The organism is Streptomyces sp. NPDC090032 (genome assembly GCF_044748025.1).
Classification (GTDB): domain Bacteria; phylum Actinomycetota; class Actinomycetes; order Streptomycetales; family Streptomycetaceae; genus Streptomyces.
The window spans coordinates 543,304-569,731 of record NZ_JBIVFF010000001.1 but is presented as its reverse complement, the minus strand read 5'-3'; the positions used below and the strand labels follow the sequence as shown (position 1 = coordinate 569,731).

17 protein-coding genes are annotated in these 26,428 nt (G+C 71.6%); 12 read left to right on the top strand and 5 right to left on the bottom strand.

What is annotated here, in order from left to right:
- Window positions 1-85: 85 nt before the first annotated feature.
- The 3 genes from ACIPWY_RS02470 to ACIPWY_RS02460 all read right to left on the bottom strand — a co-directional run bounded on the left by ACIPWY_RS02470 (window position 86) and on the right by ACIPWY_RS02460 (window position 6,897).
- Window positions 86-2,143 carry a phosphocholine-specific phospholipase C gene (locus tag ACIPWY_RS02470; protein WP_362901778.1) on the bottom strand — a complete coding sequence of 686 codons (2,058 nt, stop codon included), beginning with the start codon at window positions 2,141-2,143 and terminating at the stop codon, window positions 86-88.
- A gap of 172 nt (window positions 2,144-2,315) precedes the next feature.
- Window positions 2,316-5,408: an alpha-mannosidase gene (locus ACIPWY_RS02465; protein WP_393704338.1), complete on the bottom strand. Its 3,093-nt coding sequence runs from the start codon at window positions 5,406-5,408 to the stop codon at window positions 2,316-2,318.
- A gap of 160 nt (window positions 5,409-5,568) precedes the next feature.
- A complete protein-coding gene (locus ACIPWY_RS02460; RefSeq protein ID WP_393704336.1) occupies window positions 5,569-6,897 on the bottom strand; it encodes a 6-phospho-beta-glucosidase in 1,329 nt (442 codons plus the stop codon).
- A gap of 57 nt (window positions 6,898-6,954) precedes the next feature.
- Here ACIPWY_RS02460 and ACIPWY_RS02455 point away from each other — a divergent pair, with 57 nt between their 5' ends.
- The 3 genes from ACIPWY_RS02455 (at window position 6,955) to ACIPWY_RS02445 (ending at window position 10,447) form a co-directional block, all read left to right on the top strand.
- A complete protein-coding gene (locus ACIPWY_RS02455) occupies window positions 6,955-7,794 on the top strand; it encodes a hypothetical protein (protein ID WP_362901772.1) in 840 nt (279 codons plus the stop codon).
- Window positions 7,795-7,871: 77 nt separating this feature from the next.
- A complete protein-coding gene (locus ACIPWY_RS02450; protein ID WP_393704334.1) occupies window positions 7,872-9,206 on the top strand; it encodes an MFS transporter in 1,335 nt (444 codons plus the stop codon).
- A 101-nt stretch (window positions 9,207-9,307) separates the two neighbouring features.
- Entirely contained in the window at window positions 9,308-10,447 is a 1,140-nt protein-coding gene (locus tag ACIPWY_RS02445; RefSeq protein ID WP_401532063.1) for a lactonase family protein, read from the top strand.
- 39 nt (window positions 10,448-10,486) lie between these two features.
- On the opposite strand, the gene ACIPWY_RS02440 is transcribed toward ACIPWY_RS02445, so the two are convergent.
- Complete coding sequence (locus ACIPWY_RS02440) at window positions 10,487-11,101, bottom strand: hypothetical protein (protein WP_401532062.1); 615 nt, start codon at window positions 11,099-11,101, stop codon at window positions 10,487-10,489.
- 397 nt (window positions 11,102-11,498) lie between these two features.
- On the opposite strand from ACIPWY_RS02440, the gene ACIPWY_RS02435 reads away from it, so the two are divergent.
- The 9 genes from ACIPWY_RS02435 to ACIPWY_RS02395 all read left to right on the top strand — a co-directional run bounded on the left by ACIPWY_RS02435 (window position 11,499) and on the right by ACIPWY_RS02395 (window position 25,048).
- Window positions 11,499-11,726, top strand: a complete 228-nt coding sequence (locus ACIPWY_RS02435; protein WP_116507716.1) for a type A2 lantipeptide — start codon at window positions 11,499-11,501, stop codon at window positions 11,724-11,726.
- 101 nt (window positions 11,727-11,827) lie between these two features.
- The gene (locus tag ACIPWY_RS02430) at window positions 11,828-12,631 is read left to right on the top strand and encodes an HlyD family efflux transporter periplasmic adaptor subunit (protein ID WP_393704329.1); all 804 of its coding nucleotides are present in this window, start codon (window positions 11,828-11,830) and stop codon (window positions 12,629-12,631) included.
- Entirely contained in the window at window positions 12,616-14,871 is a 2,256-nt protein-coding gene (locus ACIPWY_RS02425; RefSeq protein ID WP_383881002.1) for an NHLP family bacteriocin export ABC transporter peptidase/permease/ATPase subunit, read from the top strand. Before ACIPWY_RS02430 ends, ACIPWY_RS02425 begins: the two co-directional genes overlap by 16 nt.
- Before the next feature lie 67 nt (window positions 14,872-14,938).
- A complete protein-coding gene (locus tag ACIPWY_RS02420; protein ID WP_362902065.1) occupies window positions 14,939-17,728 on the top strand; it encodes an NHLP bacteriocin export ABC transporter permease/ATPase subunit in 2,790 nt (929 codons plus the stop codon).
- Between the two features lie 330 nt (window positions 17,729-18,058).
- Complete coding sequence (locus ACIPWY_RS02415) at window positions 18,059-20,740, top strand: TIM-barrel domain-containing protein (protein ID WP_401532061.1); 2,682 nt, start codon at window positions 18,059-18,061, stop codon at window positions 20,738-20,740.
- Window positions 20,741-20,859: 119 nt separating this feature from the next.
- A complete protein-coding gene (locus ACIPWY_RS02410) occupies window positions 20,860-21,504 on the top strand; it encodes a hypothetical protein (RefSeq protein WP_393704323.1) in 645 nt (214 codons plus the stop codon).
- Between the two features lie 152 nt (window positions 21,505-21,656).
- On the top strand, window positions 21,657-22,370 hold the full coding sequence (locus tag ACIPWY_RS02405) for a pentapeptide repeat-containing protein (RefSeq protein WP_362901758.1): 714 nt from the start codon (window positions 21,657-21,659) through the stop codon (window positions 22,368-22,370).
- A 13-nt stretch (window positions 22,371-22,383) separates the two neighbouring features.
- Entirely contained in the window at window positions 22,384-22,584 is a 201-nt protein-coding gene (locus tag ACIPWY_RS02400; RefSeq protein ID WP_401532060.1) for a hypothetical protein, read from the top strand.
- 10 nt (window positions 22,585-22,594) lie between these two features.
- A complete protein-coding gene (locus tag ACIPWY_RS02395; RefSeq protein ID WP_401532059.1) occupies window positions 22,595-25,048 on the top strand; it encodes a hypothetical protein in 2,454 nt (817 codons plus the stop codon).
- A gap of 240 nt (window positions 25,049-25,288) precedes the next feature.
- On the opposite strand, the gene ACIPWY_RS02390 is transcribed toward ACIPWY_RS02395, so the two are convergent.
- Window positions 25,289-26,194 carry a MaoC family dehydratase N-terminal domain-containing protein gene (locus ACIPWY_RS02390; protein ID WP_401532058.1) on the bottom strand — a complete coding sequence of 302 codons (906 nt, stop codon included), beginning with the start codon at window positions 26,192-26,194 and terminating at the stop codon, window positions 25,289-25,291.
- Between the last annotated feature and the right edge of the window lie 234 nt (window positions 26,195-26,428).

Below are 26,428 nucleotides of genomic sequence, written 5' to 3'. Positions count from 1 at the left end.
TGTGACGTACGCCGCCGCCCGAACCGGCAGGAAACGGGCGGCGGCGCGACGTTCGAGCGCCTGCGGGACAAGGCGCCCGGCGGTCTCAGACCGTGACGATCCCGGGGTCGCTCACGCCGGCCTGTCCGTTCTCGACGTGACCCGCGAGGCGGCGCAGATACGTGCTGTCGCTGTCGGCCGTCACCTTCAGGTCGTACCAGCGCTTGGTCGCGCCCAGGTCGACGGTCTGCGTGACGGTGGCACCGGCCCGCACGGTGTACGTCTGCGGCTGCCCGCCGTAGGCGTTGGTGACGGTGAGGTGGACGTCGCCGCCGGTGGGGTTCGTCAGCGTGAGCGTGAGGTTGCCCGTGCTCGCGTCGTGGCGGGCGGTGAGGCCGGGCTCGGCGACCGTGTTGGTGCCCTTGAAGGCGCGCAGGAATCCGTTCGGGCCGTGCACCGTGAGGTCGTACTTCCCGGCGGAGTAGGTCGAGTTCCAGGCGTCCGAGATCGACTTCCCGGCCTCGGTGGAGTACGTCCAGGGGCCGTCCGTGCGGTTCTGCGACCTGACCTGGAAGGCCGCGCCCGCGGAGGGGCCGCCGCTGAACGTGAGCTGGAACTTGCCGGTCGACGGCGTGGAGACCCCGTCGACGTACGGCGCGTACGGCAGCGGGCGCGCGGGCCGGGAGCCCGACTCCTGCTTGGGCAGCACGGGGGTGGCCGGCGGCTTCGGCACGTAGCTGTTGTGCCGGTCGTGGTCCGGCGGCAGGTACCCGGCGGTGCTGGGCAGTTGCGCCGGGGTCGTGTTCGTGAGGGAGAAGTCGAACGCGGAGGACAGGTCGCCGCAGATGGCGCGGCGCCACGGCGAGATGTTGGTCTCCTTGACGCCGAAGCGCTTCTCCATGAACCGCAGGATCGAGGTGTGGTCGAGCGTCTCGGAGCAGACGTACCCACCCGTGGACCACGGCGAGACGACGAGCATGGGCACGCGCTGGCCGAGCCCGTACGGGCCCGCCGCGTAGCTCGCATTGCCCTTGAAGTAGTCGAGGGTGGTGTCGGCGGTGGACAGGCCCTGGTTCGCGGAGGCGGGGGCGTACGGCGGCACGACGTGGTCGAAGTAGCCGTCGTTCTCGTCGTACGTGATGAACAGGGCCGTCCTGCTCCACACGTCCGGGTTGGACGTGAGCGCGTCGAGGGCCTGCGAGATGTACCAAGCTCCGTAGTTCGCGGGCCAGTTGGGGTGTTCGGAGAACGCCTCGGGCGCGGCGATCCAGGAGATCTTGGGGAGCTTGCCGGCCTTGACGTCGGCCTTCAGGACGTCGAAGTAGCCGTCGCCCGCCTTGGCGTTCGTGCCGGTGCGGGCCTTGTCGTAGAGGGGGTCGCCCGGCTTGGCGTTGCGGTAGTTGTTGAAGTAGAGGAGCGAGTTGTCGCCGTAGTTGCCGCGGTAGGCGTCGTCGATCCAGCCCCAGCTTCCGGCGGCGTCGAGGCCGTCGCCGATGTCCTGGTAGACCTTCCAGGAGACCCCGGCCTTCTCCAGGCGCTCGGCGTACGTGGTCCAGCCGTAGCCGGCCTCCTGGTTGCCGAGGACGGGCCCGCCGCCGGTGCCGTCGTTGCCGACGTGACCCGACAGCATGTAGTAGCGGTTGGGGTCGGTGGCCCCCATGAACGAGCAGTGGTAGTCGTCACACACCGTGAACTTGTCGGCGAGCGCGTAGTGGAACGGGATGTCCTGGCGCGTCAGGTACGCCATCGTGCCCGTGCCCTTGGCGGCGATCCAGTTGTCGTACTTGCCGTTGTTGAACGCGCTGTGCCCGCCGGCCCAGTCGTGGTCGAGGCCCGCGATGAACTGCATGCCCAGGTCCGCCGCGTCGGGGTGGTAGGGCAGGATCTCCTTGGCGCCGCTCGCCTGGTTCCACACGGGCTTCCCGCTGGGGAGCGTCACCGGTCGCGGGTCGCCGAAGCCGCGGACGCCCTTCATCGTGCCGAAGTAGTGGTCGAAGGACCGGTTCTCCTGCATCAGGACGACGATGTGCTCGATGTCCTGGACGGTGCCCTTGACGCGGGCCGCCGGAATGGCCGCGGCGCGGTCGATGCTGTTCGACAGGGCGGTGAAGCCCGCGGTCGCGCCTGCTATCTGGAGAAAACGCCGCCGGTTGAGTTCAGGCATGGGTGTGGGGCCTCTTGAGTGTGTGGGGACAGAAGCGAACAGAGTGTTCCAAGAGGACCGGCCAGAGGGGAAGGGGTGATGACACTTGCATGAAAATTCGCCGTATGCGTCAGAAACAATCACGCAGCCGGAATCCGTGGGGAGGACCAACCGGCCCTCCCCACCGACGACTTCAGCCCCGGCCGCCCACCGCGAGCCGCAGCGTCACGATCTGGAACGGCCGCAGCGCCACCCGCACCGCGTCACCGCCGTCCGCCGACTGCCGCCGCACCTGGTCCGGCTGCTGCGCGAGCGGCCGCTCCAGGAGGTCGGTGACCTGGACGCCGGCGAGCGGGAAGCCCGTGCGCAGGGTGCCGTCGGCCCGGCCGCCGAGGGACTCGTAGAGCCTGACGACGACATCGCCCGAGCCGTCGTCGGCGAGCTTCACCGCCTCCACCGTCAGGCCGTCGCCGTCCACCGACACCACCGGCTCCGGCGCGGCGCGCGAACCGGCCACCCGTAGCGGCAGGTTGAGCGCGTACCCCTCGGCGACGGCGTCGGCGACGCTCGCGCCGGGCAGCAGGGAGTAGGTGAAGCGGTGCGCGCCCTGGTCTGCCTCCGGGTCGGGGACGCGCGGGGCGCGCACCAGGGAGAGGCGGACGGTGGTGGTCGTGCCGCCGTCGTCGCGGGTCGTGCGCGAGACGTCGTGGCCGTACGTGGAGTCGTTGAGGACCGCGACGCCGTAGCCGGGTTCGCCGATGTGGACCCAGCGGTGGCCGTACACCTCGAAGCGGGCCGCCTCCCAGCTGGTGTTGGTGTGCGTGGGGCGCTTGACGTGGCCGAACTGGATCTCGGCGCTGGAGTGGTCGGCGCGGACGTCGACGGGGAACGCGGCCTTGAGGATCTTCTCGGTCTCGTGCCAGTCGATCTCGGCCTCGACGTCGACGCGCTTGCTGCCCGCGCGCAGGGTGACGGTCTGCGTGATGCGGGAGCCCTTGCCGAAGGCGCGCTCCACGCGGACGGCGGCGCGCAGCGGTCCTTGTTCGGTCACGGTCACGGACTCGGCGTCGAGGAGGTCGCGGTAGTTGTTCTTGTAGTGCTTGTCGATGTCCCAGGCGTCCCAGTAGTTGGGCAGGTCGCTGTGGAGGCGGAGGAGGTTGCCCGGGCCGGCGAGGACCTCGCGTTCCGCGGTCAGGTCGTACACGGAGGCCAGCGTCCCGTCGGGGCCGACGACGACGCGCACGAGGCCGTTGTCGAGGGTGCGGCCGTCCGTGACGGTGACCGGGTGGTCGGGGAGAGCCGGGGCGAGGGGCGCCGACCCGTTGGCGGGCACATGGGTGAGGGCCGGCTCCCCGGCCGGGGTGCGGATCACTTCGGTACGGGCGTACGGGCTGGTGTTGAACACGTGCGGCGCACCCTCACCGGATGCGCCCCCGCCCAGCGCGGCGACCGCCTCCGCCGTGACCGCTTCGAGTTCGCCCGCCACGCGCGCGTACTCCGCCTCGGCCTCCCGGTGCACCCAGGCGATGGACGACCCGGGCAGGATGTCGTGGAACTGGTGCAGGAGCACCGACTTCCACAGCCGGTCGAGCTTCTCGTACGGGTACGCGTACCCCGGCACGCGCAAAGCCGCCGTCGTGGCCCACAACTCGGCCTCGCGCAGGAGGTGTTCGCTGCGGCGGTTGCCCTGCTTGGTGCGGGCCTGCGAGGTGTAGGTGGCGCGGTGCAGCTCCAGATAGAGCTCGCCCGACCACACCTGGTCCTTGGGGATCTCCTTGCTCGCCGCGGCGAAGAAGGCGTCCGGGTGCTCGACCACGACCTTCGCGGAGCCCTCCAGGTCCGCGAGCCGGCGGGCGCGCTCCAGCATCTCGCGGGTGGGTCCGCCCCCGCCGTCACCGTGCCCGAAGGGCGCGAGGGAGCGGGTGCCGCGCCCCTTGTCCTGGTAGTTGCGGACGGCGTGCGCCATCTCCCTGCCGGAGAACTCGACGTTGTAGGTGTCGACCGGCGGGAAGTGGGTGAAGATCCGCGTGCCGTCGATGCCCTCCCACCAGAACGAGTGGTGGGGCAGCTTGTTGGTCTGGTTCCAGGACAGCTTCTGCGTGAGGAACCACTCGTTGCCCGCGAGCCTGGCGAGCTGCGGGTAGGCGGCGTTGTAGCCGAACGAGTCGGGCAGCCACACGCCCTTGGTCTCGACGCCGAAGTGCTCGATGAAGAAGCGCTTGCCGTGGACGAGCTGGCGGGCGATGGCCTCGCCGCCGGGCAGGTTGCCGTCGGACTCGACCCACATCCCGCCGACGGGCGCCCACTGGCCCTTGGCGACGGCCTCCTTGATGCGGTCCCACACGTGCGGGTAGTTGTCCTTGACCCACTCGTACTGCTGGGCCTGCGAGCAGGCGAAGACGAACTCGTCGTACTCGTCGGCGAGCGCCGTCACGTTCGAGAAGGTGCGGGAGGTCTTGCGCTTCGTCTCGCGGATCGGCCACAGCCAGGCCGAGTCGATGTGCGCGTGACCGACGGAGGAGAGGGTGTGGGCGCCGGCGTGCGCGGGCTTCGCGAGGGCCGGGGCGAGGACGGCGCGGGCCGCGGCGGCCGTGCCGGAGACGTCGTCGAGGTCGAGGGCGTCGAGCGCCGCTTCGAGGGTGTGCGCGATCTCGTGGCGGCGCGGCTCGTGTTCGCTCAGTTCCAGCATCAGCTCGCGCAGGACCTGGAGGTCGAGCGAGAGGTGGAAGACGTCCTCGTCGAGGATCGCGAGGTCGGCGCTCCGGAAGGTGTAGAGCGGCTGGTCGCCGGCCGTGCGCGGGTCGCCGAGCGGGGTGGGGTGGGCGAAGCGGTCGGCGAGGATGTCCGGGTTGGAGGCGGCCTCGATGAGGTAGTCGACCTCTTCGCCGCCCTGGGCGGGACGGGCCACGGGCACGTACTGGTTCTGCGGGTTGACGGCCTTGAGGGGGCGGCCGTCGGGAAGGTGGACGAGGGCCTCCGCCTGGTTGCCGGGCCAGTCGTTGACGAAGCCGAGGTCGAAGACGGCCTCGACGCGCTTGCCTGCCCACTCGGCGGGGACGGTGCCCCGCGCCGTGAACCAGGTGGTGCCCCAGGGCGGTCCCCATGGGGTGCCGACGCCGAACGGTTTGTACGCGGCCGCTTTCGCCTCGTCGAAGGGGACGGGTTCGCCGGGCACGTGCCAGGCCTGGAGGGCGAGCGGGACCCTGGCGCTGTGGACGGCGGGCTTGACGCGCTGGTCGTGGACGCGGGCGACGCGCTGCTCGATGCGGCGGAGTTCGTCGTGCATGCGGGGCTCCTCTGCTGGGGGTGTCCGGCGGCGGATCATGGCGGGGGCCGCGACTTCCCCAAGCTCTCGGCTTCGCTCGAGCAGGGGAGACCCCATCGGCACGGCACCTCGCCGCGACCTACCCGGCCCTGATCCGCCGGACACCCCCTAGGACATGTCCCTAGCGGGTCAGGTAGGCGAGACCGGGGTGGGCCTCCGTGTATCCCTCCAGGAGGCGGCGGGCCACGGTCACGGAGTCGACGAGGGGGTGCAGGGCGAACGCCTTGACGGCGGTGGCGCGCGAGCCGCTCTCGGCCGCGGCGAGCACCTCGCGCTCGACGGCCTTGACGGAGGAGACGAGGCCCGTGGCGTGGCCGGGCAGCGGCGCCACGCTGACGGGGTGCGCGCCGTTGGCGTCGACGAGGCAGGGGATCTCGACCACGGCGTCGTCGTCGAGGGACGGCAGGGCGCCGCGCCCGCGCACGTTCAGGATCAGCGTCGCGCGCTCGTCGCGGGCGATGGCGCGCATCAGGGCGAGCGCCACCTTCTCGTAGCCGCCGGACTCCTCCAGGTCGGCGGCGTCCCGCTCGCCCGCGCCGGATGCCTCCCGGTTGTGCGCCATGTACGTGGCCTCGCGCTCGGCGCGGGTGCGGTCCCAACTGGCGTACGACGGGTCGGCGTAGAACGCGGCCTGCTGGTCGAGGAGGAACGCGCCGCGGGTGCGTTCGGCCTCCTGGTAGGCGCGGACCGTCTCGCGGTTGAAGTAGTAGTAGTGCAGGTACTCGTTCGGGATCGCGCCGAGGGAGCGGAGCCAGTCCGTGCCGAACAGGCGGCCCTCCTCGAAGGAGCCGAGGAGCTTCTCGTCGGCGAGCAGGCGCGGCAGCTCGTCGCGGCCGTTCACCTTGAGTCCGCGCAGCCAGCCCAGGTGGTTGAGACCGACGTAGTCGATCCAGGCCTCACCCGGGTCGGCGCCGAGGACGCGGGCCACGCGCCGGCCGAGTCCTACGGGCGAGTCGCAGATGCCGATGACGCGGTCGCCGAGGTGCCGTGACATGGCCTCGGTGACCAGGCCGGCCGGGTTGGTGAAGTTGATGACCCAGGCGTCGGGCGCGAGTTCCTTGACGCGGCGGGCGATGTCGACGGCGACGGGCACGGTCCGCAGGCCGTACGCGATGCCGCCGGCGCCGACCGTCTCCTGGCCGAGCACCCCCTCGGCGAGGGCGACCCGCTCGTCCGCGGCACGGCCCGCCAGGCCGCCGACGCGGATCGCTGAGAAGACGAAGTCGGCGCCGCGCAGCGCCTCGTCGAGGTCGGTGGTGGCGTGCACGGCGGGCGCGTCCAGGGCGCCGGTGGCTTGTTCCGCCAGTACGCCGGTGACGGCCCGCAGCCGGGCCGGGTCGGTGTCGTGCAGCGTGACCTCGGTGACGCGGCCCTGCGCGTGGTCGCCCAGCAGCGCTCCGTACACCAAGGGCACTCGAAATCCGCCACCGCCGAGAATCGTCAGCCTCATGCGCCGATCGTAGGGCAGCCTGGTCCGCGACCCGATCTTCGACCGGCGGAGGCCGCGATGAAACCCCCCACGCAACGACGGACAAGACGCCAACTCCTCACCCTGGCAGCGACCCTGGGCGCCCTGACGCTCGGTGCGGGCACGGCGACGGCCGCGCCCGCCTGGACCGAGACCGGCACCGCGCAGGTGGGTTCACTCACCGGCGGCCAGGGCCTGGCGAGCCGCGCCGACGGCTCGCTGGTGTACCGGGGCCTCGCCTCCGTACCGCTCGATCTGCGCGCGGCGGGCTGGTCGCACATAGGCGACCCGGACGTGGCGCGGGGCTACACGTTCGACGCGTACCAGGGAGGTGACACCACGACGAAGAAGATGTTCGCGGTGACGACTCCGGACGGGAAGCGCACCACCTACGAACACACCCTGGATCAGGGCGAGTTGCTCAACAACTCGTTCGCGTCCGTGTCGCCCGACGGGCAGTGGCTGGTGGCCGGCGAGTGGGGCACCATGAACCGGCTGCAGGTCTTCCCGGCGCCCGTGCTCAACCCGTCCGCGCCCGCGCCCGGCGCGAACCTCCCGCAGGCCGGGCAGATCACGCTCGACAAGCCCGTCGACAACATCCAGGGCTGCGACTTCACCGACGCCACGCATCTGGCGTGCTCGTCCGACGGCGCGACGAAGGAGGTCCTGGAGGTCGCCCTGGACCGCCCGCTGGACGGCTCGCCGGTCACCGGACACGTCACGGCCGCGTTCGCGATCCCGCAACGCAGCATCTGCTCGGGCACGTTCGAGGCCGAGGGCATCGACTACGACACCGCGCGCGGCACGCTGCGCGTGGAGATGGTGCCGCCCTCGCCGTGCCTGGTGACGACGACGGTGATCTCGTACCGCATGGGATGACCGTGCCCACGGGCCGCAAGAGCTGACCGTGACCTCGGGCCGTAAGACCTGAGGTGTGGGACGGCGGGGTTCGGGGGATGGTCGCGATCATGACAGATCGCACGTCCCCCTCCCCGTCGGCCCCGTCCGGCCCCCCGGACCCGTCGGATTCGGCTCCCCCGCGCCGCCCGCTGCGCCAGCTCCTCGCCGCCTCGGTCGGCAACGCCGTCGAGTGGTACGACTGGTACGCCTACACGTTCCTGGCCACGTACATCGCGGGCCAGGTGTTCCCCAAGGGCTCGGGCAACTCCCTCGTACCGCTGCTCTCCACGTTCGCGGTGTTCGCCGTGGGGTTCTTCATGCGGCCGGTCGGCGGGCTCCTCATGGGAGCGGTCGCCGACCGGCGCGGCCGCCGGGCCGCGCTGACCGTGACCATCCTGCTGATGGGCGGCAGCAGCCTGCTGGTCGGGCTCACCCCGACGTACGCATCCGTCGGCGTCCTGGCGCCCGTGGTCCTCGTCCTCGCGCGGCTGCTCCAAGGGCTGTCCGTCGGGGGCGAGTTCGCGGCCTCGACCACCTTCCTCGTGGAGTCGGCTGGCCCGGGGCGGCGCGGCCTGTTCTCGTCCTTCCAGTACGTGTCGACGTCCGCCGGGCAGCTCGCGGCGTCCGGTGTCGCGGCGGTGCTGGTGAGCACGCTCGGCGACGGGCAGATGGACAGCTGGGGCTGGCGCGTTCCGTTCGTGCTCGGCGCGCTCCTCAGCCTCGTCGGCTTCTGGATCCGGCGCGGCGCGTACGAGACGCGCAGCGCCGAGCAGCGCGCGGCCGGGCGGCCGGGGCTCTTCGACGCGCTGCGCCATCACCCGCGCGAGTCGCTCCTGATCTGCGGCATCACCGCGGGCGGCACGCTCGCCTACTACACGTGGACGTCCTATCTGCCCACGTACGCGGAGCTGAACGCGGGCATCGACAAGGCGGACGCCCTCGTCGCGGGCACCATCGCGCTGGCCTTCTTCGCCCTGCTCCAGCCGATCGGCGGAATGCTCTCGGACCGGTTCGGGCGCAAGCCGCTGCTCCTCTTCTTCGGCCTGGGTTTCGCGCTGCTCAGCGTCCCGCTGCTGCGCTCGCTCGGCGACTCGTTCGGCTCGCTGCTCCTGGTGCAGTGCGCGGGGATGGTGCTGCTCACCGGTTTCACGTCGATCTCGGCCGCGGTCAACGCCGAGGTGTTCCCCGCGCGGGTGCGCGCGGCGGGCATCGGCTTCCCTTACTCGCTCACCGTCGCCGTCTTCGGCGGAACGGCTCCTTATGTCGGCACGCTGTTCAAGGAGACCGGGCACGCCGGGCTCTTCCCCTGGTACGTCGCCGTGCTCTGCCTCGTGTCGTCCGCGGTGTACCTGCGGCTGCCGGAGAGCGCGCACAAGGAGCTCGACCGCTGAGGCGCGTTGCATGGAGCGCAACCGTGGTTGCGCCTCTTGCCAGGTGAATGGGCGCGCACCAGGGTAGAACCCACGTCACTCTGACACCGGAGGTACCAGGAATGAGCAGCAGCACCGGCCGCCGGCGCTTCCTCGGCGGGATCGCGGCCGTCGCGGCAGGCGGTGTCGTCACGGCCGCCGCAGGTCCCGCGCAGGCACGCCCGCCGCGCGCGGGACGGCCCCTGTACCTCGGCACGTACACCTCGCAGGACGGCGGTGGCAGCGGCATCGGGCTCGCCACGTACGACGCGGACACGGGCCGCATCACCGGTACCGGCACGATCGACGGGGTGGCCGACCCCTCGTATCTGGCGCTGCACCCCGGCGGCCACACCCTGTACGCGGTCGACGAGGGGCAGGACGGCGGTGTGACGGCGGTCCGGCTCGCGGACCGGCGCGTGCTCGGCCGGCAGAGCACGGGCGGCGCGGGCCCCTGTCATCTGTCGGTGCACCCGAGCGGCCGGTGGCTGCTGAGCGCCAACTACCTCTCGGGCAGCGTCGCCGTGCACCCGATCGCCGCATCCGGCGCGCTCGGTGAACGCACCGCTCTCGTCACCCACTCGGATCCCGCGCCCGGCCCCGGCCAGGAGGGCCCGCACGCCCACCAGATCATCACGTCCCCGGACGGGCGGCATGTGCTCGCCGTCGACCTGGGCAACGACACCGTCTACACCTACCGCCTCGACACGACGGCCGGAACGCTCGCGCAGATGTCGTACGCATCGCTGCGCCCGGGGGCGGGACCCCGCCACCTCACGTTCCACCCGGGCGGCCACTTCGCCTACCTCGCCAACGAGGTCGACAACACAGTGGTCGTCTGCGCGTACGACCCGGGGACGGGACGCCTCACGCCCGGCGAACCCCAGCCCACCGGCACCGGGTCCGGCACCAGCTACCCGGCGCAGATCCTGGTCACGGCCGAGGGCGGCTTCGCCTACCTCGCCAACCGCGGGCACAACAGCCTGACCCGGTACGCGATCGAGGCGGACGGCGCCCGGCTGCGCCTGCTCGACACGGTGCCCGTCGGCGGCGACTTCCCGCGCCACATCGCGTTCTCGCCCGACGAGCAACTGCTGTTCGCCGCGAACCAGAAGTCGGGGTCGGTGACCGTCTTCCACGTCGACCACTGCGGCGGCGGACTCACGCCGGCGGAAGGTCCCGCGTTCGCCGCGCCGATCGCCGTCTGCGCGCTGCCGCTGTAGCGCGGCGCTGTCAGGGGGTCGCGCGGACCGGCCGTCAGCTCACCGCATGATCCCGGTGAGCGCGTCCCCTTCCTTCGCGCACTCCCACGCGCCGTCGCAACACGCCTGCCAGGACCGGGCGTCGGGGCCCAGCAGCACGGCGCGCTGGCCGGCGGACGCGGGGGTCAGCAGCGACAGGCGCAGTCCTGCGGCCTCGACAACCAGGTCGGTGGCGGTCCGGCCCGCGCCCGCCGCCGGGCCGTCCATCAGCCTCGTGGCCTCGGGCAGCGCTTCGGCGACCTCGGCCGCGGGGTAGCCGAAGAGGTCAATGTCGTCCCAGGCGACCGGCGTCGCCGGGGCGGGGACCGTGGTGGTGATGTCGAGCCGGGACAACCGGTCCGCCGCGCCGGGGCCGCCGCCCCGAAAGCCGAGCGTGACGCCGTCGAACTCGGCCTCGAAGGCCCAGTCCGGTTCGTGGAGGAGCCCGCTGAGCCAGGCGTCGTGCGCGTGCCGCAGCTCCGGGTACTGCTCGCGCGTCAGTGTCATGCACTGCCGCCTGCGCGTGATCGCGCCCCCGTCCAGCCGGGAGAGCACCTCGTCGGGTGTCATCCCGAACCGCACCGCCCCCGCAGCGCCGGGCAGCATCACGCCTGTGTCCTGCGACAACTCCAGCATCGCCCCATTGTTCACGGCGAGGCCCACGAGACAACCCCCCGGCCGCCCCGCGCGCTCCTCCAGTAAACCTGCACACCGAATGCGCAGTCCGGGCACGGCGTGCTGTGGATGCGCACAACCCTCAAATGCGACCCAGGCCAAAAAAGCGGGAGTGTCCATTTTGCAGAAATTCATGGAGCGGGCTCGGAAATTCCAACCTGTGGATCCTGTGAAGGGTCTGCTCCCACATCGTGAACACTCCTGCACGCGGCGGTAATTCCGTGTCCGCACAGCCTCTGACCGGGGACCTTCCGATTGGATGTGCGAGGTGTCGGCGTGCTTTGATCCTCCGCACTGCGGGAGTTGCGCAAGTGATTCACGCATTCTGGAATTACCAATGAGAAGGGCAGCTCACATCATGAACTCCACCCCCCAGGTTGAGACCCTCGAGATCTCCGACGCCGACCTCGACAACGTGTCGGGCGGCCTCGTCGGCGGTCTCGCCGCCAACCTGACCGGCACGGCCGACTCGATCGTCCCCGTCTCCGGCGTCGTCGGCGGCCTGACCGGCACCGTCGAGGGCCTGACCGGCGTCAACACCGCCGCCGTCACCGGCCTGGCCACCGGCCTGACCGCTGGTCTCTGAGCCACGGCTCTGCAAGGGCCCCGGAACCTCCCCCCGGTTCCGGGGCCCTTGGGCACTCCCGGCACCCCGCCGGACCGGAAGACAGGTAAGGGAAGTACGTCGTGCAGTTCCGCCAACAGGCCCTGTCCAAGCTGCAGTCGCCCGAGGAACTCGACCTTCCCGTGCGGCTCGCCAGGCCCCAGGGCGTGCTCGCGCTGGCCGTGACCCTCGTCGTGATGGCGGCCGCGTCCGTCTGGGCGGCGACGGGGTCGCTCTCCTCGACGCTGCGGGTCCCCGGCGTCCTCACCCACGCGCAGGGCAGTTACGTCCTCCAGAGCCCCGTCACCGGTCAGGTCACGGGCGTGCTCGCCAAGGAGGGGCAGCGCCTCGCCGCGAACTCCCCACTCCTCAAGGTCAGTACACCGCAGGGTGACCGCTATGTGCGGACCGTCGACGCGGGCCGCGTCACCACGCTCGTCGCCCGGATCGGCGCGGTCGTCACCACCGGTTCCGATGTCGCGACCGTCGAGAAGACGGGCGCGAAGGACCCCCTCCTCGCGATGCTGTACGTCCCCGCGGACCGCGCGGGGACCGTGCCGGTCGGAGCGGACGTGGACCTCACCGTCCAGTCGGCGCCGACCCAGCAGTACGGCACGCTGCGTGGCCGCGTGCAGGCGGTCGGGCGCGGCGGGCAGACCCGCCAGCGGGTCGAGGCGTTCCTCGGCGACAAGGAGCTGGCCGCACAGTTCACGAAGGGCGGCCCGACAGTCGCGGTCCTCGTGAAGCTAGTCGCCTCTCCCTCCACCAAGTCGGGCTACGCGTGGTCGTCCAAGGGCGGCCCCCCGTACGCGCTCGACTCGATGACCCCCGCCTCCGGCGCCGTGCACCTCGCCGAGCAGCGCCCGATCGATTGGCTGCTCCCGTGAGCCCCTCCCCCGCAGTCCAGCAGCAGCTGCCCCCGGCCGGACACGGCCGCCGCCGCGCGCGCCCCGAGCCGAAGCCGCCGCGCCGCCGCCACCGCACCGTCCGCACGCCCACCGTCCTGCAGATGGAGGCGGTCGAGTGCGGCGCCGCGTCCCTCGCGATGGTCCTGGCGCACCACGGCCGGCACGTCCCGCTGGAGGAGCTGCGCATCGCGTGCGGCGTCTCGCGTGACGGTTCGCGGGCCAGCAACCTCCTGAAGGCGGCCCGCAGTTACGGGATGACCGCGCGCGGCATGCAGATGGAGCCGGCGGCGCTCGCTGAGGTCGAGGCGCCCGCGATCCTCTTCTGGGAGTTCAACCACTACGTCGTCTACGACGGCATGGGCCGGCGCCTCGGGCGGCGCGGCGTGCACATCAACGACCCGGACAAGGGCCGCAGGTTCGTGCCCTCCGAGGACTTCGACACCAGCTTCACGGGCGTCGTCCTCGTCCTCGAACCCGGCGACGACTTCCGCCCCGGCGGGCGCAGGCCCGGCGTGCTGCGGGCGTTGCCCGCGCGGCTTCGCGGCACGACGGGCACGATGCTCGCGGCGCTGCTCGCCAGCCTCCTGCTCGTCGCGGTCGGCGCGGCGCTGCCGGCGCTCAGCCGCACCTACATCGACATGTTCCTGATCGGTGAGCAGACCTCGCTGCTCGGCGCGCTGTTCGCGTCGATGGCGGCGATGGTGGGCCTCACGGCCGTGCTCACCTGGCTCCAGCAGGCGAATCTGCTGCGCGGACGCGTCATCGCGTCGACGCTGAGCAGCGCGCGGTTCTTCGGCCATCTGCTGCGGCTGCCGGTGACGTTCTTCGCGCAGCGCAGTCCGGCCGACCTGGTGCAGCGCCTCCAGTCGAACGACGCGGTCTCCGAGACGCTCGCGCGTGACCTGACCGCGGCGGGCGTCGACGGTGTCGTGGTCCTCCTGTACGCGGCGCTGCTGTGGACGTACGACCCTCAGCTCACGCTCGTCGGTGTGGGCATCGCGCTCGGGAACGTCGTCGCGATGCGGATCGTGATCCGGCTGCGCGCCACCCGTACGCAGAAGCTGCGCGCGGACACGGCGCGGCTCACCAACACCTCGTACACCGGCCTTCAGCTCATCGAGACGATGAAGGCGACGGGCGGTGAGAACGGGTACTTCCGGCGCTGGGCGGGGCAGCACGCGACCACGCTGGAGGAGCAGCAGCGGCTCGGGGTGCCGAGCGCGTGGCTCGGTATCGTGGCGCCGACCCTGGCGACGCTCAACAGCGCCCTGATCCTGTGGATCGGCGGCCTGCGCGCCGTCGAGGGGCACCTGTCGGTAGGCCTGCTCGTGGCGTTCCAGGCGCTCGTCACCCGCTTCACCGCGCCGATCACGCGCCTCAACGGTGTCGCGGGACGCATCCAGGACTTCGCCGCCGACGTGGCGCGCCTCAAGGACGTGGAGAGCTTCCCGGCGGACGCCCTGTACTCACGGCCCGACGCCGCCGCGAGCACGCGCCGCCTGAAGGGGCACGTCACCCTCGACGACATCACGTTCGGCTACAGCCCGCTGGACAAGCCGCTCCTCACCGGCTTCTCGCTGGCTGTCGGACCCGGTCAGCAGGTGGCGCTGGTGGGCGGCTCGGGCAGCGGCAAGTCGACGGTGTCACGGCTGATCTCGGGGCTCTACAGCCCGTGGGAGGGCACGATCCGCATCGACGGGCAGCGTCTGGAGGACATTCCGCGGGGTGCCCTGTCGGCGTCGGTGTCCTTCGTCGACCAGGACGTGTTCCTCTTCGAGGGCACGGTCCGCGACAACGTCGCGCTGTGGGATCCCTCGATCCCGGACGAGGCCGTCGTCGACGCCCTCAAGGACGCGGCGCTGTACGACGTCGTCGCGCGCAGGCCCGGCGGCATCCAGGGCCGGGTCGAGCAGGACGGGCGGAACTTCTCCGGCGGTCAGCGCCAGCGCCTGGAGATCGCGCGGGCCCTGGTGCGCCGGCCGAGCATCCTCGTGCTCGACGAGGTGACCAGCGCGCTCGACGCCGAGACGGAGCAGCTCATCATCGACAATCTGCGGCGCCGCGGCTGCGCCTGCGTCGTGATCGCGCACCGCCTCAGCACGGTGCGCGACAGCGACGAGATCGTCGTCCTCGACCACGGCCAGATCGTCGAGCGGGGCCGGCACGAGGCGCTCGTCGCCGCCGGCGGGCCGTACGCCGAGCTGGTCAAGGAGCACTGACGTGACGTACGCAGATCAGGAGTACGCGACCGGCGACCAGGTGACCGCCGCGTTCGGCTCCCTTGGCATGCCGGTGGACTGCGCCGGGATGCGCAGCCTGAACCTCGAAGGACCGCAGGTCCTGTGGCTGGTCGTCCAGGGCGCGCTCGACCTGTTCGCGGTCGACGCCGCCGCCCAGGGCCACTGGCACTTCCTGGGCCGGCTCGAAGCGGGGACCCTGCTGCTCGGCCCGGTCGAGGGACCCCAGCACACGTTGGTGGGCCGCCCGTTGCAGGGTTGTCTCCTGCGCCGCATCGGCCTGCGTGAACTCCAGCGCCCGGACTACGGCGACGCCTCGTGGTCGTACGACCAGCAGTACCTCAGCCAGTACGACACGCAGGACGCGGCCCTCAGCCTTCTCGAGCACGCCTTCGCCCTGGGTGTGGGGCGCAGCCAGCGCGTCCTGTTCGAGGCGCCCCTCGACGGCCGGACGACCGGCGACGACTCCGTGGGCGACGACGACATCCTGTGGCTGCCGATCCTGCCGGGCAGCGTGCAGTACGGGGCGTCGTACAGCGCGGACACCGTGGGCGAGCTGCTCGTCGACGGGTCGATGTGGCAGCGCATGGTCAACCAGCAGTACCGTCTCCTGTCGGCGCTCGACCGGTGGATCGAACGCCTGGAGAACGCGCACGAGACCCGGACGGCGGCGGGCATCAAGGCGGGCGAGACCGTCCGCGAGGAGGCCGACCGGACGCTGCTGGCGTCCATCGGCCGTCAGGGCAAGGGGAGTGCGCGGCGCGGCTCCTCCTCCGGGAACGGGGACGACGCGACGTACGCGGCGTGCAAGCTGGTCGCGGGCGCGGCCGGGATCACGCTCGCGGCGCCCGAGCGCAGCGGCGCCGTCAGCGACCGCGTCGACCCGGTCGAACAGGTCGCCGTCGCCTCACGGATCCGCACCCGCGCCGTCCGCCTCGACGGGCGCTGGTGGCGCGAGAACGCGGGTCCCCTGGTGGGGCACCGGGCGTCCGGCACCCCGGTCGCGCTGCTCTGGCGGCGCGGCGGGTACGAGGCGGTGCATCCGTCGAGCGGGCGGCGGACCCGGATCGACGAGGACAACGCGGAGGAGTTCGAGCAGCGGGCGGTCATGCTGTACCGGCCGCTGCCCGACCGGGCGCTGAGCCCGCTGCGGCTGCTGCGGTTCAGCGCGCGCGGCACGCGGACCGACGTGCGCAATCTGCTGCTCGCCGGGCTCGTGACGGTCGCGATCGGGGCCCTGGTGCCGGTCGCCACAGGGCGGGTGCTCGGCGTGTACGTGCCGAACGCCGAGACGGACCTCATCGTGCAGGTCTCCCTCGCGGTGATGGTGACGAGCATCGTGTCGGCCGCGTTCATGCTGCTGCAGAATCTGACGATCCTGCGCATGGAGGGCCGGATCGAGAGCGCGCTCCAACCGGCCGTGTGGGACCGCCTGTTGAGGCTCCCGACGCGGTTCTTCGCGTCGCGTTCCACGGGTGAGCTGGCGAGCGCCGCCATGGGCATCAGCTCGATCCGCCGCCTCATGTCCGGCGTGGGCCCGGTAGTGGTGCAGTCCGGCACGGTCGGCGCGATGAACCTCGTCCTGCTCCTCCTCTACAGCGTCCCCCTGGCGCTGACCGCGCTCGCGATGCTCGCGGTGATCGCGGGCGTGTTCCTCACCCTCGGGCTGTGGGAACTGCGCTGGCAGCGCCGTCTCGTCGTGCTCGGCAACAAGCTCAACAACCAGGCGTTCCAGACCCTGCGAGGCCTGCCGAAGCTGCGGGTCGCGGGCGCGGAGAGCTTCGCGTACGCCTCGTGGGCCGGGGAGTTCGCGCGCAGCCGCGAGCTCCAGCGACGCGCGGGCCGCATCAAGAACCTGACGACGGTCCTCAACGCGGTCTATCTGCCGCTGTGTTCGCTCGTGATGTTCATGCTGCTCGCGGGCCCCGCGCGGGGCACCCTCTCCGCGGGCGACTTCCTCACGTTCAGCACCGCGGTGACGATGCTGCTGTCGTCGGTCACGCAGCTCACGGGCGCCCTGATCTCGGCGGCGGCCGTCCTGCCGATGTTCGAGCAGATCAAGCCCGTCCTCGACGAGGCGCCCGAGGTGCGGGCCGCCAGCACCCAGCCGGGCGAGCTGACCGGCGAGATCGAGGCGCGCGGCGTGTCCTTCCGCTACACGGACGACGGGCCGCTCGTCCTCGACGACGTGAACCTGTCCATCAGGCCGGGCGAGTTCGTCGCGGTCGTCGGTCCGAGCGGCTGCGGCAAGTCCACGCTCCTGCGCCTCCTGATCGGCTTCGACAAGCCGGTCTCCGGCGGTGTCCTGTACGACGGCCAGGACCTCGGCGCACTGGACCAGGCCGCCGTGCGCCGGCAGTGCGGCGTCGTCCTGCAGAACGCGCAGCCGCTGACCGGTTCGATCCTGGACTGCATCTGCGGCGCCGAGGTGTTCACGCAGGAGGAGGCGTGGGAGGCGGCGGCGATGGCGGGGCTCGCCGAGGACATCAAGCGGATGCCGATGGGCCTGCACACGATGATCGCCGGCGGCGGCGCCATCTCCGGCGGCCAGCGCCAGCGCCTGATGATCGCGCAGGCGCTGATCCGCAAGCCGCGCATCCTGTTCTTCGACGAGGCCACGAGCGCGCTGGACAACGAGACCCAGCGCACCGTCATCGACAGCACCCGCGCCCTGAACGCCACGCGTGTCGTCATCGCGCACCGCCTGTCCACGGTGATGGACGCGGACCGGGTGATCGTCATGGCGGACGGCCGCATCGTCCAGCAGGGACCGCCGGCCCAGCTCCTCGCGGACACGAACGGCCGGCTGCACGAGCTGGTGCGGCGCCAGATGGCGTAGGGCCTTTTGTTTGGATCATGCCGGACTCGCGGGGTCCGGCACGCACATCTGCGGCGTTGTCGTCAGCCGCCGACTCCCCCCAAACTCTCGGCTGGGCTCGAGCAGGGGGCCCCATGCCCCCGCTCCCTGATCCGGCCTGATCCAAACAAGAGACCCTAGCCCGGTCACGGGCCCACTCCGGACTTCTCCGTCCCCCATCCGTTGACATGCTCGCGCCCGAAGGGGGATGTTGATGCGTGCGACTGCGCGAAGGTGCTCGCTGCGTCAATGTTTCAAGCATGAGTAAACAAACGGCTGTTGGTTCGAGCGGAGATGGGATCTGTGCGAAGAATGCGCCGAAGACTGGACCTGACACGGGCCCGCCGCGCACGGTGGGCCGCGGGCGCCTCGGCCGGGCTCGTGACAGCCCTGGCCGCCGCCCTCCTGGCCTCCCCCGCGCAGCAGGCGAGCGCGGCGACGCCCGGCAGCGGCGTCCTCGACGACGGCCACAGGAGCGTGACCTGGCAGAGCCCCGTGTACGCCGCCGGGACGGTCGGCGATCCCGGCAAGTGTCCGGCCCAGGCGGACGACCCCGACAACAAGGTGTGCGACCGCTTCGACCTCAAGGTGTCGGTCCCTGACGGGTATTGGGACGACAACCCCGAGGGCGGCGTCCCCGTCTCGATCGAGTGGGCGAAGCAGCCCACCGACGACTTCGACATGTACGTCTTCGACGACGCCGGCAAGCAGGTCGCCGCCAGCGCGGGCACGGCCGACCCCGAGGCCACGGTGATCCCGAAGGCCAACGGCACGTACCACGTCGTGGTCGTCCCCTACGACGTGCACGACAACTCCTTCGTCGGCAAGGCGTATCTGCCCGAGACGACCGACGCCGGCGACCTGACCTCCTTCACGGGCAAGGACGGCAGCTACACCATCGGTGCCGGCACCCTGAAGGCGAAGGCCGATTTCCTGACGGGCGGTCAACTGCGCCTCCAGGCCGACCCGTCCGGCTCGTTCAGCGACCCGGCCGGCTCGCAGATCGTGCGCAAACAGCCCGCCCTCGACCATCACACGTCGTCGTTCGACGCGGGCGCGTACTACGGCATCCGCTCCGCCGGCGCCGTCCTGCGCGTCTACAAGAAGCCGTTGCGCTTCGGCCTCTACAAGGCCGACAACAGGACGCGGATCTGGCAGGAGGACAGGCCCCTGCGCTGGTCCACCGGCGGCATGCGGCAGAGCCTGGAGCGCGGCAAGGACGAGCAGTTCTTCGGCGGCGGCGAGCAGAACGGCTCGTTCTCGCACCGCGACAAGACGGTCTACGTAGCGAACAACACCAACTGGAACGAGGGCGGCTACAACAACTCGCAGCCGTTCTATCTCTCTTCGGCGGGCTACGGCGTCTACCGCAACACCTTCGCCCCCGGCGTCTACGACTTCGGCCCCTCGGTCCACACGGGCCAGCAGGAGCGCCGTCTCGACGCCTACTACTTCCTCGGCGACGCGAAGAAGGTGATCGGCGGCTACACGTCGCTGGTCGGCAAGCCGTTCATGCCGCCGGTGTACGGCCTCGAACCCGGCGACGCCGACTGCTATCTCCACAACGCCAACCAGGGCGAGCGCCATACCCTCGACTCCCTGAAGGTCGCCGACGGGTACGTCGACCACCAGATGCCGCTCGGCTGGATGCTGGTCAACGACGGCTACGGCTGCGGCTACGAGAACCTCGCCGAGACAGCGAAGGGCCTCCAGGACCGCGGCGCCGAGATGGGCCTGTGGACCCAGGACGGCATCGACAAGCTCGCCGATCAGGTGAAGGCCGGGCAGCGCGTCGCGAAACTCGACGTCGCCTGGATCGGCAACGGCTACGGCATGTCCCTGGACGCCTGCGACAAGGCGAAGGCCGGCATCGAGGACAACAGCGACGCGCGCGGCTTCGTCTGGATGCCCGTCTCCTGGGCGGGCGCGCAGCGCTGCGGCGTCCTGTGGAGCGGCGACCAGAAGCTGTCGTGGGACTTCGTGCGCTGGCAGATCCCGACGTACGCGGGCGCCACGATGTCGGGCATCGCGTACAACTCCGGTGACGTGGGCAGCATTTACAGCCACGACGCCAAGATGTACGCGCGTGACCTCCAGGCCAAGACGTTCCTGCCGGCCATCATGACGATGGACGGCTGGGCGACGGACATGACCACCGGCAAGAAGATCAACCAGCAGCCATGGGTGGACGGCGAGCCGTACACGTCCATCAACCGCAAGTACCTCCAGCTGCGCGAGCGCCTCCTGCCGTACCTGTACACGCTGTCCGCCGACGCGGCGAAGACCGGTGTCGGCGGCGTGCGTCCGCTCTACCTGGAGTACCCGGACGACCCCGCCACGCTGGGCGCGAACGCCAAGTACGAGTACCTGGCGGGCGACGACTTCCTGGTCGCCCCGGTCTACAAGGACTCGGACACCCGCGACGGGATCTATCTGCCCAAGGGCACATGGACGGACTACTGGACGGGCAAGACGTACCACGGTCCGACGACGCTCGACGGCTACCACGCCCCCATCGACACGCTCCCCCTCTTCGTCAAGTCCGGTGCGGTCGTGCCGATGTGGCCGAAGGAGACGACGTCGTACAAGTCCCGTGACGTGCACGAACTGGACTGGGACGTGTACCCGCAGGGCCGCTCCTCCTACACGCTGTACGAGGACGACGGCGTGACCCGCGACTTCGCCAAGGGCGCGTCGGCGACACAGCGCGTCACCGTCGACCAGGGCAGGCACTCGACCGAGGTCGACGTCGGTGCGAGCAAGGGCAGTTACAAGAACAAGCCCGACGCCCGCGCGTACCGGTTCACCGTCCACGGTGAGGGCGCCCCGCACGAGGTGTCGGTACAGGGCCGCACGCTGCCCCGCGTCGGCTCGGCGGACGCGCTCGCGGCGGCCGGGTCCGGCTGGTACTACGACGCGGACACGGGGGTGACGACGGTGAAGACCGCGCGCCAGTCCCTGGACCGCGGCTTCACGGTGACGCTGCGGCGCTGATCCCTCTGAGCCCCGGACAATGGGGAGAGTGGGCGAGGGCGGGTCCGGTCATGGGCCCGCCCTCGGCTCGTCGGGCCGGTACGGGCGGGCTGTCAGTGGGGCCGCCTACGCTCGCGGGCATGGGGATCACCACGGCCTGGGCCATCAGCTCGCACGACGACCCGTTCATCGAGGGGCTCGGCCCCCGCATGCTCCCGCTCGTCGAGGCGGAGCGCGACCGCCCCGGCGCCCGGCGCAGCTGGCACCGCTGGCATCGCCGCCCCCTGCCGGACTACCGGACCTGGTGGAACCCGTACGGCCGGGGCAGCGCCGAGGAGGCCGAAAGCCTCGACGGTTTCTGGGAGTTGACCGCGTGCGGCGACCACGTCCAGGAGTTGTACGACGGCTCGTCGCCCGACGACGGCTTCTGGCTCGTCCGGGACGTCTGGGAGGAGACGGCGGACACGGACGTGATGTTCATGTCGGTCCAGAACAAGGACTACGCGGTCGCCTCCCTCTTCCACGCCATCGGCCCGCGGCGCGCCGCCCTCCTGCCCGGCTGGTGCGGCAACTTCCTGCTCACGTCCACGCAGGTACAGGAGACCCTGCCGCGCGTCGAGCGGGCTCTGACGTTCACCCGCGAGGAGTGGGCCGCCGCGCAGGACCAGGACTGGCTCGAGTACGCGCCGGACGAGGAGAGCGTGCTGGAGGGGCCGCTGCGCGTGTGGCGGCGAGCCGCCGAGGCAGGGCTCGGGCTGTGCGGGGTGGCGGTCAAGATCTACTGACGTCCCCTTCCCTCGCCGCCGGATCCGTCACGTCTTGAGTGAAACCGAAAGCGTCCTGGTGCGCGTGGTGGAACAGGAGAGGCCGGCGAGAGGCCCGGCCGGCAGCGCTGGGCCTGCCGCGAAAACGTGAGCGTGTAAGGAGGCGGGTGAGGATGTCCGCAACAGCCGATGTGCACCGCGTTGTCCGCGTTCCGCCCGCCGACCCGGAGGCCTCCGCCGTACTCGCCTCGTGGGCGCGGAGAGAGGGGCGGAAAGGGGAGCGGCAAGAGGAATCGCCGCTCGACGTGTCCGGGCTCGATCTGTCCGGCGCCGACCTCTGCGGACTGGACCGCGCCATGGGGCTGTTCTGCGGGACCGTGCTGCGGGATACCCGTCTCGGAGGGACGGATCTGTACCGCGCGCACATGGAAGGGGCCGTGCTTGCGGGCGCCGACCTATCCCGCGCCTGCCTGACGAAGACGGTCCTCGACGAGGCCGACCTGAGGGGCGCCACTGCGGCGGAGGCGAATCTCGGCAGCGCGGAGCTCTACGGTGTCGACGCACGCGGCGCCTCCTTCCGCGGGGCCCGGCTCAACGGCGCCTCTTTCCTCGATGCCCGCCTCGAAGGCGCCGACCTCACCGGCGCCTCGGTGCGCGAGACGTCCCTGAAGGCGGCCCTCGACGGCCGGAACCGGGTCGAGGGCCTCACCGGCACGGTCTCCGGCCCCGCTCGGCTCGAAGGGAGCGGCTCGTCGCGTGAGTTGGCCGGCGACGCACTGGAACGCCGGCCGAACGAGCGGGGCGCGTCGGTGGAGGTACTCCACTCCGCACCGCGGTGCAGCCCTCCCCCGTCCACCACGCCGACCAGCACGTCTCCGGCCCGATGATAGGTTCGAACGCGTGATATCGACGGGGCCACTGAACCGTACGGCACTGAGCCGAGTCACCGTGGTGGGCGAGCGCGGGCGGGTCGATCTCGTCCTGCCGGGCGTACGGCGACCGCTCGACGGCCTGTACGCGTCGGTCGGTGTGGTGACGCCGCGTCTGTCGGTGATCGGCGTGTTCCGTGTGTACGGGCGGTTGCCCGGCATCTTCGCGTAAGGGCTCGGGAATGGCGCAGAGCGACTGGCAGAACGACGTACTGCGGGACCTGCTGAGGCGGACCCAGGCACAACTGGGCGGGGAGGTCACCGACATGGCACCGGCGGACGGGCTGGGTTCCGGGGTGCCTGGTCAAGGCGCGGAGGCGGCGAGTTCCGGGGTGCCGGGACGGGGTGCTGCCCCATCGGCGGACTCCGACGCCGCGGAGCGGGATCCGGCGACGGCCGGGGAAGCCGAGGCATCTGTGGCCCCTGTACCCGGACGCGCCCCGCTGCCGCGCCGGCGCCCCAACACGGCCCCGTCACCGGATGCGGGCCCCGGCCCGTCGCCCTCACCGCCGCTCGATCCGGACGACGACGCCGCGGATGCGCCGAAACCCCGCTCCGCCACCCCGGCCGCGCGCCGGACGGCGTCACTGGCGGCCCGCCTCGCGGCAGGCCGAGCGGAACGGCCGACACCGCCGACGGACGCGGTGACGTCCACCGCCCCGGAGCCGACCAAGCCCACGGACGAGGCGACCGACGCGACCGCGCCCACGCACACCCCGGCGCCTGACGCGCCGCCCATGTCTCTGCTCAAGGCCGACATCACGGACGCGAAGCCCACCCCCGAGGCATCGCCCGACGCACCCGCCGACGCCCTGCCGACCCCGAAGTCCCCAGCACCAAAGCCCCGGACCGACAACACGGGCACCTCGGCCATACCGAATGTGTCCATCAAGATCCGGACGAAGGCCTCGCCGAAACCCGTTGCTCCGGCCACCGTCACGGACACGGTGCTCGCCCCGGGGACAGCGCCCCAGGCACCGGCGCCGCACACACCAACACCCACCCGGGCCGCCATCACAGACACGACGCCCACCCCCGAGACAGCCACCCAGACACCGGCGCCGCCCGCACCAACACCCACAGCCCCGGCCGCCATCACGGACACGACGCCCACCCCGGGCGCACCCATCCACACCCCGGCGCCGCACACCCCGGAGCCATCCACCCACCTCCCGGCCCCGCACACCCCAACACCCGCATCCCCAGCCCCAGCCCACACCACGGACGCCACGCCCACCCCGGACGCACCCATCCACACCCCGGCGCCGCACACCCCGGAGCCATCCACCCACCTCCCGGCCCCGCACACCCCAACACCCGCATCCCCAGCCCACACCACGGACGCCACGCCCACCCCGGACGCACCCATCCACACCCCGGCGCCCACCCCGCCCCCGAACACCCCTGCCTCCCACCTCCCGGACGTCGGCCCGTCCACCTCCGGGCTTCCAGCCCCCTACACGCCCACTGCCGCGCCGCCCCACAATCCCGCCGCCACGCCGCCCCACACACCGGTCGCCGCGTCGCCCTCCGGCCCCGCGACGCCCCTCACTTCCGCACCCCAGAACCCCACCGCCCAGCCCCCCGGCCCCACCGGACTCCCCGCTCCCTACCACCCCGCTCCCGCGCCGGGCGCCCAGCCGTACCCGCCCGCACCCCACCCCGCACCCCACTCCCCTGCCACGCGCAATTCCGGGTCGCGGAACTCTCGGCTGCCCGCCTTCACCCCCGAGTCCGTGCCCACCGTCGACCCGCGGCTCGCGGGGGCGGCCGGGCGGGCCCAGCACGGGGACACCGTGGCGCGGCGTACCGGGCATTCGCTGCGCAGGCTCGCCTCGTCCGCCGCGCCGGGAGGGTCCGAAGAGGCGCGTCTCGCACGGGAGTTGCAGCAGCCGGTGGCCAACGGCCGGGTGATCGCCGTGACGTCCATCCGCGGCGGCGTGGGCAAGACCACCGTGTCCGCCCTCCTCGCCCGCACGCTCAACCACTACCGGCACGACCCGGTGCTCGCGCTGGAGGCGGACGCCGCACTCGGCACGCTGCCCGTGCGGCTCGGTGCCGAGTCGGTGCGCTGGTCGTGCCCGGACCTCGCGCAGATCCTCAAACCGTCGATGCAACTCATCGACGTCACCGGCTATCTCGTGCCGGTCACCGACGGCGGCTGGCTGCTCCCGGCGAGCCAGGGCCGCGTCGGCGCCCCGCTCGACGTACGCACGTACCGGACCGTGTCGCTCGCGCTGCGTCGCCACTTCGCCATGACGGTCGTGGACTGCGAGACGCTGCCGGGCGAGGTGGCGCGTACGGCGATGGACACGGCGCACGCGCGCGTGGTCGTCGCCCCGATGACGGTGGAGGGCGTGGGCGGCACGCGTGTGGTGCTCGACTGGCTGGCGCAGCTGCCGAAGGCGGCCCTGGCCAGTACCGTCGTCGCGCTCACGTCGAGCGCGCCCGACATGACGCTCGACCTGAAGGCGGCGACCGCGCATCTGCGTGAGACGGGGGTCGCGGTGGTGCACCTGCCGTACGACCGTCATCTGGCGGCGGGAGGTCCGATCCGGACGGCACTCCTGTCGGAGGCGACCCGCCGCGCGGCCACGGGTCTGGCGGCCGAGGCGGTGCAGCGGGCGGCAAGGTAGCGGCGCTGACGTTGCCCGTGTCACGCATCAACCACGGCTCGATTGCCCCACCCTCACCGGGCACGACCGGGCCGAACCACCGGCACCACCGGCACCGAAGCCGAGCCCGAAGTCGAAGCCCACGGCCGCACCAGCCCCAGCCCCAGCCCCAAGCACAGCCCAAAGCCCCGAACCCGTGGCCCGCTCCATATCACCGGAGAGCGCGACGGACTGACCGCGCGCCGACGAGGTGCTCAGCGCTCACTTGAACGTCACCTCCGCCGTCGCATGCCGCTCATCCCGGCGCGTGGCGATCCGCAGCCCTGCCGACCCTCCGTCGTCCGCCATGTCACCGAGGGCGCACACCTGCTCACCTGCGAACACGGGCTTGCGGAGCCGGTAGGACAGCGTGCGGATCTCCCGCTCCGGGGCCTCGCGGCGGGCGAGTTCCAGCAACAGCTGGACGAGGAGCGGCCCGTGGACGACGAGGCCCGGGTAGCCCTCGACGTCGCGCGCATACGGCTCGTCGTAGTGAATGCGATGGGCGTTCGCGGTCAGCGCGCTGTAGCGGAACAGCAGAGTCGGCGAGGGACGCAGGATCAACTGCCAGTCGGCGTCTGATAGTTCGGCCTCGGCGAGGTCGATGCCGAAGCCCCCACTCGGCCGCTCACCCGCGCCCACACCCCCGCCCACGCGGTAGACGAGATCCTGCTCCTCGACGACCCGGATCTCCCCCTCCTGCGCAATCCCATGACGGACCGTCACGAACACCATCTCCCCGGTGCGGCCGCGCTTGACCTCGACCTTGGCGACGGAGCTCGTACGCCGCGCGGGCACGCCCACCCGCAGCGGCGCGGTGAACTCCGCACGGCCGCCCGCGAACATGCGCCTGCGGTCCGGGAGGGGCGGCAGGAAGTGGCCGTGCGCGGGGTGCCCGTCGGCTCCCAGGTCCCGCTGCGCGGGCCATTCGAGGAAGTGCAGCCAGTGCCACAGCGGCGGCAGCGGATCCCCCTCACCGGCCACGGTCGCCTCCTGGTCGAGCACCTGGCTCAGCGCGGCGACAGGCGCGGCGGCGACGGGATCGTCCAGAGTCATGGGCGCCGGGGCCCAGCCGTCCAGGTAACGCGCGAGCCCGAACTCGCCCTGGGATGGGTCGGATTGGGGCATGGTCCTCAGTCTCCGATGTGCCGGTGGATCGATCGAGCCGATGTGGCCGCCTCCATGGGCATTGTGCCGTACAAATCGCGGCCCAGCCTCCGCCTCGCCGGGCGTCACGTCAACCCCGTCTGATTGAAGTTGCATGTGAAAGCCTTGAGTTGTCGCGATGTGGCTCCATTGACGCCCTCACTATTTGGCCGTACAAAATAACCACGCAGTGCAGGACATGTACGAAGGGAAGCC